The sequence below is a fragment of the Kaistia nematophila genome, assembly GCF_026343855.1.
Taxonomy (GTDB): Bacteria; Pseudomonadota; Alphaproteobacteria; order Rhizobiales; family Kaistiaceae; genus Kaistia; species Kaistia nematophila.
This window is the reverse complement of sequence record NZ_JAPKNK010000012.1, coordinates 74,915-85,969: the sequence shown is the minus strand read 5'-3', so window position 1 is coordinate 85,969 and position 11,055 is coordinate 74,915. Positions and strand designations below refer to the sequence as shown.

Here is an 11,055-nt window from a genome sequence, read left to right as displayed (position 1 = left end):
CATGTCAGTGACAAAGCAGGGCGAAACCAAGGCCGAGGACGTTTCGGCGCATGGTTCGGCCCTCGATGGACTGATCGAGCGCGCCGGCGGCTTGCGCGGCCCCGCTCCGGTCCATCTCTGGAATCCGGCCCATTGCGGCGCCAGCGACATTCGCATCGACCATCAGGGCGGCTGGCATCACGAGGGGCGGCCGATCCAGCGCGAGGCGCTGGTCCGGCTGTTCTCCACCGTGCTCCGGCGCGAGCCCGATGGCAGCCATGTTCTCGTCACCCCGGCCGAAAAGCTGACGATCACGGTGGAAGACGTGCCTTTCATCGTCGTGGAGATGGCCATCGACGGGGAAGGGGAGGCGCAAAGGCTGATTCTGCGCACCAATGTCGGCGACGTCGTCACGGTCGATGCCGAACATCCGCTGCGCATCGCCACCGATGCGTCGGACGACGGCCTGGTTCCCTATGTGCTCGTCCGTGGCGGGCTCGAGGCGCGGCTTGCGCGGCCGGTGGTGCATGAACTGGCCCGGCATTTCGAGCAACGGGGCGATGAGATCGGCCTCCTTTCGGCCGGTCACTTCTTCGTTATTGGCCGGGCAGAAGCGGCGGTGACGCCGTGACGCAGCTCGATTCCGACGATCCGTTCCGGCCGGACCATTTCTTCGCCAGGGCGCGCAAGCTGTTGCGGCCACTCGATCATCCGCTCGTCGCCCTTCCGAGGGAGCCGGTGATCAACCCGGAATTCGTGCCTCCCAAGGGCTTCGTCTGGCGCGAGGCGGCGGTGCTCATTCCGGTGGTCGAGCGCAGCGAGGCGACGGTGCTGATGACCCGTCGGACGATGCAACTGCGCAAGCATCCCGGCCAGATCGCCTTTCCCGGCGGCAAGATCGATCCGACCGACGCGGACGCGACGGCGGCCGCGCTGCGCGAGGCGCAGGAGGAGATCGGCCTCGATCCGGGGCTGGTCGATCCGATCGGCGCGCTCGACCCCTATATCGCCGGCACCGGCTATCGCATCACCGCCATCGTGGCGCGCGTGGCGCCCGATCATCACCTGGTGCTGAACCCCGGCGAGGTTGACGCCACCTTCGAAGTACCCCTCTCTTTCCTGATGACGCCGGAAAACCACCAGACGATCAGCCGGGAATTCGATGGAGTTCGCCATTCGCTCTACGAAATGCCATATGACGAGCACCATATCTGGGGCGTGACCGCCGGGATCATCCGCGGTCTCTATGAGAGACTCTTTCGGTAGATGCTGAGATTTCTCGCCATTACGCTTTTGTGCTTCCTGGCGCCGTTTCTGGTCTATGCCGGCTGGCGGCAGCTGGCGCCAGGACAGGTCCTGCGGCGGGACGACTGGTCCTATCCGGTGCTGTCGCGGCTGTCGGCCGCCGGCGTCGTCCTGGTCCTGATCGCGGTGCTCGGGTTGGTGCATTTCTCCGGCGGCAGCGTTGGCACGACCTATCATCCGGCCGAGTTCCGGGATGGCAAGCTCGTCCCAGGCGGCTTCGATTGAGCGCGCCGGATCTACGCGACGCCGGATTCCTTGCGGATCCGCTGGTGAGCCAGGTTCTGGGCCTGCTCTCGTCGGATGGCGAGGAGGCGCGGGTCATCGGTGGGGCCGTGCGCAACACGCTGATGGGTTTGCCGCTCGCCGATGTCGACGTCGCCACGACCGCACCCCCGGAGACGGTGATCGCGCGAGCCGAGGCGGCGGGACTGAAGGTCGCGCCGACCGGCGTCGAGCACGGCACGGTGACGGTCATCGGCCATCGCCACGTCGTCGAGGTGACGACGCTGCGCGAGGATGTCGAGACCGACGGTCGCCGCGCCGTCGTGCGTTTCGGCCGCGACTGGCAGGCCGATGCGGAGCGGCGTGACTTCACCATCAACGCGCTGTCGGTCGATCTCGACGGAAGGCTGCATGATCCGGTCGGCGGGCTCGCCGACATCGCGGCGCGCCGGGTGCGCTTCATCGGTTCCGCCGAGCGCCGGATCGCGGAGGACCGGCTGCGGGCGCTGCGCTTCTTCCGCTTCCATGCCGCCTATGGCGCCGGCGCTCCCGACGCGGAGGGGCTCTCGGCGACGATCCGCGCGCGCCACGACCTGGCCGAACTCTCGGCCGAGCGGGTCGGCCAGGAAATGCGTCGGCTGGTCATCGCCGAAGGCGCGGCCCCGACCGTCGCCGTCATGCAGGAGAGCGGCATCCTGCCTCTGATCGCCGCCGGTGTCGGCGATCTCGTCGCCTTTTCGCGGCTGCCGACGTTCGAGCGCGGCGAGCCGGCATCGGCGCCGCTGCGCCTCGCGGTGCTGTTCGGGCGCGTGCAGGAGGATGTCGATCGCATCGCCCAGCGCTTCCGTCTCTCCAATGCCGAGCGAACCCGCATGCGCGCCGCGCTGGCGGCGGGCCTGGAGGCGGCGTCGATCCCGGCCGAGGGCGATCACGCGGCGCTCTACCGGATCGGAACGGCGGCGTTTCTCGATGGCCTGGCGCTCGCCGGAGCGAAGGGAATGCTCGCCGCGGATGACGTCGCATCGCGCGGGGGTGCCGCCCTGGAATGGGCGATTCCGACCTTTCCTCTGTCCGGCCGCGACGTCGTCGAACTCGGTGTCGATCGCGGTCCCCTGGTCGGGCTGCTGCTGAAGCACATGGAGCGGGGCTGGATCGCCGAGGATTTTCGCGCCGACGCCGGCGAATTGCGGGAACGGCTGCGGGCCTTCCTCGCGAGCTACCAGCCGCAGTCTTGAAACAAAAAAGGGCCCCGTCGGGGGCCCTTTTTCAATTCGAGTCGTCGCGGTGGCGCTTAGTGCGCGACCTTCGACCAGATCTTCTTCTTGGCGAAGTAGAGCAGGCCGGCGAAGACGATCAGGAAGATGATCACCTGGAAGCCGATGCGCTTGCGGGCGTCGAGATGCGGCTCTGCCGTCCACATCAGGAAGGCCGCGACGTCGCGCGAGTACTGGTCGACCGTCTCGGGCGTACCGTCCGAATAGGTCACCTGGCCGTCGGAGAGCGGCGGGGCCATGGCGATCGCCGAGCCGCTGCCGAAGCCGACATTGTAGTGCAGGCCGGGGCCGACTTCCGTACCCGCCGGCGGCTCCTTGTAGCCGGTCAGCAGGCCGTGGATGTAGTCGGGGCCGCCTTCCTGGTACTGGGTGAAGATATCCAGCAGGAACCAGGGGAAACCACGCTCGACGGCGCGCGCCTTGCCCATCAGCGACAGGTCCGGCGGGGCCTTGCCGTTGTTGGCGGCGGCGGCGGCTTCCGGATTGGGGAAGGGCGCCGGGAAGCGGTCGGACGGACGGGCGGCGCGCTCGAACATGTCGCCGGCGTCGTTCGGGCCGTCCTGCACCTGGAAGGTCGCGGCAAGCGCCTTGACCTGTGCCTCGCTGAAGTGCGGTCCGCCGGGCTGACCCAGGTTGCGGAAGCTCATCAGGTTCATCGAGTGACAGGCGGAGCAGACTTCCTTGTAGACCTGGTAGCCGCGCTGCAGCTGGGCCGTGTCGAACTTGCCGAACACGCCGGCGAAGCTCCAGGGCTCCTGCGTCGGATGGACGATCGGGTAGTGCGGCGTCTCGTGCGCCGCTTCCTCGGCGGCGCTGACGGGGCCGGCCACCAGCGTCGCCGAAGCGACGCTGAGGGACAGAGCCAGACCGAACCGCGCGATTTTCTCGGAAAGGGTCTTCATCATGATCGATCCGTGATCCTCTCGCGGCTTACTTGGTCTGCGGCGCGGCAGGCGCACCGGCGGTGACGTTGGCCGCACCCTTGCCGAGAACCGACTCGGTGATCGAGGCGGGCAGAGGCTTCGGCTTCTCGAACAGGCCGAGCAGCGGCAGGATCACCAGGAAGTGGAAGAAGTAGTAGACCGTCAGGATACGCGAAGCGATGACGTATCCGCCTTCCGCCGGACGCGAGCCGAGATAGCCGAGGCCGATCGACACGAGCACCAGGATCCAGAAGAACTGGCGATAGAGCGGGCGGAAATTGGCCGAACGGACCTTCGAGGTGTCGAGCCAGGGAACCACGAACAGCACGGCGATGGCGCCGAACATCGCGATGACGCCGCCCAGCTTGTCCGGGATCGAGCGCAGGATCGCGTAGAACGGCAGGAAGTACCATTCCGGAACGATGTGCGCCGGCGTCACGAGCGGGTTGGCCGCGGTGTAGTTGTCCGGATGGCCCATGTAGTTCGGCAGGTAGAACACGAACCACATGTAGACGATCAGGAACACGACCAGGCCGAGCGCATCCTTGACGGTGAAGTAGGGATGGAAGGGCAGGGTGTCCTGCTTGTCCTTGACGGACACGCCGGTCGGGTTGTTCGAGCCGGGGATGTGCAGCGCCCAGATGTGCAGGACGACGACGCCGGCGATCATGAACGGCAGCAGGTAGTGCAGCGAGAAGAACCGGTTCAGGGTCGGGTTGTCGACCGAGAAGCCGCCCCACAGCCAGGTCACGATGGTCTCGCCGACGATCGGGATCGCCGAGAAGAGGTTCGTGATCACGGTGGCGCCCCAGAAGGACATCTGTCCCCACGGCAGCACGTAGCCCATGAAGCCGGTGGCCATCATCAGCAGGAAGATGATCATGCCGAGGATCCACAGCACCTCGCGCGGCGCCTTGTAGGAGCCGTAGTAGAGGCCGCGGAAGATATGGACGTAGACGGCGATGAAGAACATCGACGCGCCGTTGGCGTGCAGGTAGCGCAGCAGCCAGCCATAGTTCACGTCGCGCATGATGCCTTCAACGGACGAGAAGGCCAGCGTCGTGTGCGGCGTGTAGTGCATCACCAGCACGACGCCGGTGACGATCTGCGCGACCAGCATGAACGCCAGGATGCCGCCGAAGGTCCACCAGTAGTTCAGGTTCCGCGGATTGGGGAACACGATGAACGACGAATGGATGAGCCCGCCGATCGGCAGGCGCGCCTCGAACCACTTCAGGAAAGCGTTCTGCGGCTGATAGGTAGATGGTCCGGACATGATTTCGATTTTCCCCCGGTCAGCCGATCTTGATCTTGGTGTCGCTCAGGAAGGAATAGACCGGAATGGCCATATTCTCCGGGGCCGGGCCGCTGCGGATACGGCCGGCGGTGTCGTAGACTGAACCGTGGCACGGACAGAACCAGCCGTTGAACGAGCCCGACTGGCCGAGCGGAATGCAGCCCAGATGGGTGCAGACATTGACCATGACGAACCAGTTTTCCTTGCCGGCGGCGGCGCGGTTGGCGTCGGTCGCCGGCGCGTCCAGCTGCAGGTTGGCGTTGCGCGCGACCGGATCCTTGAGGTCCGACAGCGAGGCCGCCTTGGCGTCGTCGATTTCCTTCTGCGTGCGGTTACGCACGACCACCGGCTTGCCGCGCCACTTCACGGTCAGCGAGTCGCCGGGTTGCAGGGCGCTGATGTCGACTTCCGTGGAAGCGAGCGCCAATGCCGACGCGTCGGGATTCATCTGATTGATGAAAGGCCAGACGGCGGCCGCGACACCGACAGCGCCTACTGCGCCGGTCGCAATGTAGAGAAAGTCGCGGCGGGTCGGTTCTGCCGTAGCATTTTCAGCCAAGATGATCCCCTCATAGTCTTCGGAAGCGGGCGCTACCGTCGTCACCGTCCGTATGCGACCCACATCAACGCGATGTCCAGAACGCCCGGCCGAAAGTGATGGGAAAACCGGCATGGTCCCCATCGCTCAGATTAGAAGCTGTTTAGCCACCGACCGCGAGGAATGTCCAGAGAGCGCTCACCCGATGCGCACATTGTCGCGGGACGGATCGCCAGATTTAGCCGCTCGGACGGGCGATCGACGAGAAGCTCGCCAATAGGCGGGCAAATTCGGCCAAATCCTGCTCCGACCAGTCGCTGAAGTGTTCGAGAAGCAGCGCGAGCTTGTGATCGCGCGTGCCGGCCATCAGCGCGGCGCCGAATTCCGAGAGGCGGAGCACGCTGCGGCGGGCGTCCTCCGGCGCTGCGACTCGCATGACGAGCCCCGCGGCGACCGCCTCGCGCACCAGCCGGCTCGCCTGCGACGGATCCACGCCCATTGCCTGCGCCACCATGCCGATGGAGGCGGCGCCCGGCTCCTCGGCTTCGGTCGAGGCGATGGCATGCAGGACTTCGACGAGGCCGGGGTCGATATCCGTCACGCCGAGTTCCGAAAGCACGCGCCTGCCCAGCGACTGCCGCGCCATGCTGCGGCGGATGCGGCCGAGCGCGGAATCGATCCGTACGACATCGGCGGCGCGATCCGGCTCCTGTGCCAGGCGCCGCCGCGCTTCGGTGATCAGCCGGTCGAGCCGGCGTCGATTCTCGTCTTCGGGCGTGCTGCTCATGTCGGCAATCTAGTATCGGCGACGGCGCCTTGCGCAAAATGAATTGCGCGGCCCTCCTCATTGCTTGATATATATGTGTGACTCATGCATATAATTGAGTGCCGCCGCAGACCCGCGGTCCGGCAGGAGGGTGCCTCCAGCAAGGAGTGCAAGGAGATCGTCATGAGCCAGTCAGCCATCCGCAGTCCCGTTTCCGAGTCGAGCGCGAATCAGGAAGCTCCGGCGTTAGCGGCCGGACCGCTCTACCGCGTCGACAAGTTCATCGTCCCCGCCGCTGGCCGCGACGAATTCCTGGGGCGCGTCCGCGACACCTATGACGTGCTGCGGCAGCAGGAGGGGTTCCTGCAGGACATGATCCTCGAGCAGAACTCGGGACCGGGCGTCTTCAACATCGTCACCCTGGTCGAGTGGGCGAGCGCCGACGTCGTCGCTCGGGTGAGCGAGGCGGTGGCGCGGCACCATGCCGAGACCGGCTTCGACCGGCAGGCGATGATCGCGCGGCTCGGCATCACCGCCGATATCGCCAGCTATTCCCGTATCCCGGCCTTCTGATGCCGGGCCGGGCATGCAGGGACGGGGCAGGCGATCCCGCCGCCCCGTCCTCGCGACTCAGTTCGCATGCAGGTCGAGGAAGCCGCCCGACTGCCGGTGCCAGAGGCTGGCATAGAGGCCGTTCCGGTGCAGCAGCTCCTCGTGGCTGCCCGTCTCGACGATATGGCCCTGGTCGAGAACGATCAGGCGATCCATCGCCGCGATGGTGGAGAGGCGGTGGGCGATTGCGATCACCGTCTTGTTCTCCATCAGCCGCGCGAAGCTCTCCTGGATCGCGGCCTCGACCTCCGAGTCGAGCGCCGAGGTCGCCTCGTCGAGGATCAGGATCGGGGCATCCTTCAGAAGCACGCGGGCGATGGCGATGCGTTGCCGCTGGCCGCCCGAGAGCTTGACGCCGCGCTCGCCGACATGGGCGTCGAGGCCCCGGCGTCCGCGCGGATCGCTCAGCCCCTCGATGAACCCGTCGGCATGCGCCTGCCGTGCCGCCGCGATCACCTCGGCTTCCGAAGCGTCGGGGCGACCGTAGAGAATGTTGTCGCGCACCGAACGATGCAGAAGCGAAGTGTCCTGCGTGACGAGGCCGATCTGCTGGCGCAGACTGTCCTGGCTCACGTCTGAGACGTTCTGCCCGTCGATCAGCACGCGCCCCGCCTCGACGTCGTAGAAGCGGAGCAGGAGGTTGACGAGCGTCGACTTGCCGGCGCCCGATCGCCCCACCAGCCCGACCTTTTCGCCCGGGTTGATGGTGCAGCTCAGGTCCTCGATGATGCCGCCCGCCTTGCCATAGTGGAAGCGGACATTCTCGAAGCGGATCTCGCCCTCTTTGGCGACGAGCGGCGGCGCGGCGGGCTTGTCGAGCAGGTCATAGGGGCGGGCGATCGTCTCTAGTCCTTCCTGCACGGTGCCCATCTGCTCGAAGATGCCGACCGCCACCCACATGATCCAGCCGGACATGTTGGTGATGCGGATGGCGAGGCCGGCCGCCACCGCGATGGCGCCGAGCGTGATCGCGTCGAACGTCCACAGCCAGACGGCGAGCGTGCCGGTCGCCATCACCAGCAGGCCGTTCAGGCTCGACACGGTGGCATTCATCGCCGTGATCAGCCGCGTCTCGTTCTTGAAGGCTGCAGTATGCTCGACCAGCGCCTCCTTGGCGTAGTCGTCCTCGCGCTCGGGATGGGCGAAGAGCTTGACCGTCTGGACGTTGGTGTAGCTGTCGACGATGCGGCCGGTCAGCTGCGAGCGCATCTCCGACATGATGGTCGAGCGGTCGCGGATGCGCGGCACGAACCAGGCGAGCGTGGCGACATAGGCGATGATCCAGAGGAGCAGCGGCATGGCGAGCCGCCAGTCGGCGCTCCAGAAGATCACCAGCGCCGAGCCGGCGAAGATGGTGACGAACCACAGCGCGTCGATCACCTGCACGACCGATTCGCGGAGCGCCGGGCCGGTCTGCACGATCTTCGAGGCGATGCGGCCGGCGAAGTCATTGGCGAAGAAGGTGATCGACTGGCGCATGACGTAGTGGTGCGTCTGCCAGCGGATCAGGTTGGTGAAGTTCGGCGCGATGGTCTGCTGGTTGACGAGGTCATGCGCCAGCGCCGCCAGCGGCCGCGCGATGACGATGACGAAGCCCATCCAGAGGAAGGTGGGGCCATAGTCGGCGAGGATCTCGCTCGGGCTCGTCGACTTCAGGAGGTCGACGATGGAGCCGATATAGCGAAGCATCGCGATCTCGATCAGCGACACGATCAGGCCGATCGCCATCAGCACGAGGAGATAGGGCCAGATCTGCAGGCAATAGCGCCGGTAGAAGCCGAGCAGCGTCGCCGGCGGCATGCTGTCGTCATGGCTGCGGAACGGATCGATCCGGGATTCGAAGAAGCGGAACATGGAAATGTCCAGAGTTTGGATGCTGGTCCGCGCCTCGGGCGCGCGGCTCGACGTTGGAGGCAGGGCGCGCGTCTCCGGCGGGAGAGGGCGCGTCATCCGGCGGTAGCGAGGTGCCTTGGCGTACCGGGGACCGGACAGGTCGAGAAACGGAAAGTCCGGAAACTGGCCGGTTGGGCCGGGGGAGCGTCAGGAGGTGGCGTTCATCGCCTGACGGGGGCAGATCGCGGGCCGGATGTTCAACAGGATATTTTCCATCCAACCCTCCCGGATCTGCGTTGCGGCGGCGACACACGCGGCGGCAACTGGTGCAATCAGAGGATGCTAGCGCGGATTTCGCTTTGAATCCCGCGTTTTTGTCGCGCCGGCCGGTTTTCGGGCCTCTTGTTGCCGATGGGTGACAGAGCCTGTCCGTCACCCATGGCGTTACTCGGCGGCGATCTCGTGCGGTGCGAGGCCGCCGATGAAGCCGCCCGACTGGCGCGCCCAGAGCGAGGCATAGAGGCCCTGGGCGGCCAGCAGCTCCTGGTGCGTGCCAGTCTCGACGATCCGCCCCTCGTCCATGACGACGAGGCGATCCATGGCGGCGATGGTCGACAGGCGGTGGGCGATCGCGATCACCGTCTTGTCCTCCATCAGCCCCTCGAGCTGCTCCTGGATCACCGCCTCGATCTCCGAATCGAGCGCCGAAGTCGCCTCGTCCAGCACGAGGATCGGCGCATCCTTGAGCAGCACGCGGGCGATGGCGATGCGCTGGCGCTGGCCGCCGGAGAGCTTGACGCCGCGCTCGCCGACATGGGCGTCGTAGCCGGTGCGGCCGCGCGGGTCGGCGAGACCTTCGATGAAGCCGTCGGCGGCGGCCTGGCGGGCGGCGCGGCGCACCGCGGCGTCGTCAGCATCCGGCCGGCCGTAGCGGATATTGTCGCGCACCGAACGGTTCAGCAGCGCCGTATCCTGGGTGACGACGCCGACGGCGGCGCGCAGCGATCCCTGCGTCACGGTCGAGATGTCCTGGCCGTCGATGCGGATCGCGCCGCCTTCGAGGTCGTAGAGGCGCAGCAGCAGACTGACCATGGTGGTCTTGCCGGCGCCGGAGCGGCCGACGAGGCCGATGCGCTCGCCGGGCTTCACCACGAGGCTGACGCCGCGCAGCACCGGCACCTTGCCGCCATAGCCGAAGACGACGTCGTCGAAGGCTATCTCGCCCTTCGAGACGATCAACTGCGGCGCGTCCGGCTGGTCGGTAAGGCCATGTGGACGGGCGATCGTGCGCATGCCGTCCTCGACCGTGCCGACATTGTCGAACAGGCCGGTCAGGGTCATCATCACGCGACCGGACATGACGGTGAGGCGCATGACGAGGCCGAGCGCCACCGCCGTTTCGCCTGCGCTGATCGAACCGCGCATCCAGAGCACCACCGCCGCCGCGCCCGTCGCGCCGATCAGAGCCGCGTTGGTGAACTGCATCAGGATCGACAGCGTCGTCAGCAGCCGGTTCTGGTCGAGCATCCGCCCGGTCTGCTCGGCGATGGCGTTGCGGGCGGTCTCCTCCTCGCGGCCGTCGCGGGCGAACAGCTTCACCGTCTGGATGTTGCCGTAGATGTCGGCGAGCTTGCCGGTCAGGAGCGAGCGCGCCTCGGAGGCGGCGGCGGCGCGCTTGCGCACGCGCGGCACGAAGAAATAGGCGAGCGTCGCCAGCGCCACGACCCAGATCGCCAGCGGCACGGCCATCAGCAGGCTGACATCGGCGAAGATGAACAGGGCCGAGACGACGAAGACCGAGATCACCCAGAGCGCGTCGATCACCTGGGTGATCGACTGAGTCAGCGCCGAGCCGGTCTGCACGATCTTGGTGACGATGCGGCCGGAGAAGTCGTTCTGGAAGAAGGAGTAGGACTGGCCGATCACATGCAGATGGTTGAGCCAGCGCACGCGGGCGGTGAGCGCCGGCGGCAGGGTCTGGTTCGACAGGATGGTCTGGGTGGCGTTGACGAGCGGGCGCAGCACGACGACGACCAGCGCCATGCCGGCGAGCTGCCAGCCGTGATCCGACAGGAAGCTGGCGGTCTGGCCGTGAGCCATCAGGTCGACGAGCCGGCCGACATAGGAGTAGATCGCGACTTCCGCCAGCGAGACGGCAAGCCCCGCCGCCATCAGCGCGACGACATAGGGCCAGACCGGCATCAGGAAATGGCGGTAGAAGGCGATGAGGCCGGTCGGCGGAACGTTTTCTTCCGGGACGAACGGATCGATCAGGTGTTCGAAGTAGCGGAGCATGCCGGATCCTG

11 protein-coding genes are annotated in these 11,055 nt (G+C 66.6%); 5 read left to right on the top strand and 6 right to left on the bottom strand.

Features of this window, described 5'->3' with window-relative positions; translation table 11 throughout:
- Position 1 precedes the first annotated feature (1 nt).
- Genes OSH07_RS21705 through OSH07_RS21690 form a run of 4 tightly spaced genes read left to right on the top strand, consistent with a single transcriptional unit; the run spans position 2 to position 2,741 of the window.
- Positions 2-610, top strand: a complete 609-nt coding sequence (locus OSH07_RS21705) for a DUF1285 domain-containing protein (protein ID WP_266340790.1) — start codon at positions 2-4, stop codon at positions 608-610.
- Positions 607-1,245: a CoA pyrophosphatase gene (locus OSH07_RS21700; RefSeq protein WP_266340789.1), complete on the top strand. Its 639-nt coding sequence runs from the start codon at positions 607-609 to the stop codon at positions 1,243-1,245. The genes OSH07_RS21705 and OSH07_RS21700 overlap by 4 nt, the downstream gene beginning before the upstream one ends.
- On the top strand, positions 1,246-1,509 hold the full coding sequence (locus tag OSH07_RS21695; protein ID WP_266340788.1) for a DUF6111 family protein: 264 nt from the start codon (positions 1,246-1,248) through the stop codon (positions 1,507-1,509).
- A gap of 44 nt (positions 1,510-1,553) precedes the next feature.
- The gene (locus OSH07_RS21690) at positions 1,554-2,741 is read left to right on the top strand and encodes a CCA tRNA nucleotidyltransferase (protein ID WP_266340787.1); all 1,188 of its coding nucleotides are present in this window, start codon (positions 1,554-1,556) and stop codon (positions 2,739-2,741) included.
- 56 nt (positions 2,742-2,797) lie between these two features.
- Here the strand turns inward: OSH07_RS21690 and OSH07_RS21685 are convergent, their stop codons facing one another.
- The 4 genes from OSH07_RS21685 to OSH07_RS21670 form a co-directional block, all read right to left on the bottom strand.
- Positions 2,798-3,685, bottom strand: coding sequence for a cytochrome c1 (locus OSH07_RS21685; protein ID WP_266340786.1), 888 nt, complete (start codon positions 3,683-3,685; stop codon positions 2,798-2,800).
- Between the two features lie 25 nt (positions 3,686-3,710).
- Positions 3,711-4,979 (bottom strand): cytochrome b, encoded by a 1,269-nt coding sequence (locus tag OSH07_RS21680; RefSeq protein ID WP_266340785.1) that lies wholly within the window; start codon positions 4,977-4,979, stop codon positions 3,711-3,713.
- Between the two features lie 19 nt (positions 4,980-4,998).
- A complete protein-coding gene (gene petA, locus OSH07_RS21675) occupies positions 4,999-5,673 on the bottom strand; it encodes a ubiquinol-cytochrome c reductase iron-sulfur subunit (protein ID WP_420909667.1) in 675 nt (224 codons plus the stop codon).
- A gap of 103 nt (positions 5,674-5,776) precedes the next feature.
- Positions 5,777-6,325, bottom strand: coding sequence for a MarR family winged helix-turn-helix transcriptional regulator (locus OSH07_RS21670; protein WP_266340784.1), 549 nt, complete (start codon positions 6,323-6,325; stop codon positions 5,777-5,779).
- Between the two features lie 162 nt (positions 6,326-6,487).
- Between OSH07_RS21670 and OSH07_RS21665 the strand changes: the two genes are divergently transcribed.
- Positions 6,488-6,877: an antibiotic biosynthesis monooxygenase gene (locus OSH07_RS21665; RefSeq protein WP_266340783.1), complete on the top strand. Its 390-nt coding sequence runs from the start codon at positions 6,488-6,490 to the stop codon at positions 6,875-6,877.
- A 57-nt stretch (positions 6,878-6,934) separates the two neighbouring features.
- Here OSH07_RS21665 and OSH07_RS21660 read toward each other — a convergent pair whose 3' ends face one another.
- The gene (locus OSH07_RS21660) at positions 6,935-8,770 is read right to left on the bottom strand and encodes an ABC transporter ATP-binding protein (RefSeq protein WP_266340782.1); all 1,836 of its coding nucleotides are present in this window, start codon (positions 8,768-8,770) and stop codon (positions 6,935-6,937) included.
- A 423-nt stretch (positions 8,771-9,193) separates the two neighbouring features.
- A complete protein-coding gene (locus OSH07_RS21655; protein WP_266340781.1) occupies positions 9,194-11,044 on the bottom strand; it encodes an ABC transporter ATP-binding protein in 1,851 nt (616 codons plus the stop codon).
- Positions 11,045-11,055 lie beyond the last annotated feature (11 nt).

Coding starts and splice junctions, on each gene's coding strand:
- OSH07_RS21705 (WP_266340790.1), top strand. CDS start 2: ATGTCAGTGACAAAGCAGGGCGAAACCAAGGCCGAGGACGTTTCGGCG.
- OSH07_RS21695 (WP_266340788.1), top strand. CDS start 1,246: ATGCTGAGATTTCTCGCCATTACGCTTTTGTGCTTCCTGGCGCCGTTT.
- OSH07_RS21665 (WP_266340783.1), top strand. CDS start 6,488: ATGAGCCAGTCAGCCATCCGCAGTCCCGTTTCCGAGTCGAGCGCGAAT.
- petA (WP_420909667.1), bottom strand. CDS start 5,673: ATGCCGGTTTTCCCATCACTTTCGGCCGGGCGTTCTGGACATCGCGTT.
- OSH07_RS21680 (WP_266340785.1), bottom strand. CDS start 4,979: ATGTCCGGACCATCTACCTATCAGCCGCAGAACGCTTTCCTGAAGTGG.
- OSH07_RS21655 (WP_266340781.1), bottom strand. CDS start 11,044: ATGCTCCGCTACTTCGAACACCTGATCGATCCGTTCGTCCCGGAAGAA.
- OSH07_RS21670 (WP_266340784.1), bottom strand. CDS start 6,325: ATGAGCAGCACGCCCGAAGACGAGAATCGACGCCGGCTCGACCGGCTG.
- OSH07_RS21660 (WP_266340782.1), bottom strand. CDS start 8,770: ATGTTCCGCTTCTTCGAATCCCGGATCGATCCGTTCCGCAGCCATGAC.
- OSH07_RS21685 (WP_266340786.1), bottom strand. CDS start 3,685: ATGATGAAGACCCTTTCCGAGAAAATCGCGCGGTTCGGTCTGGCTCTG.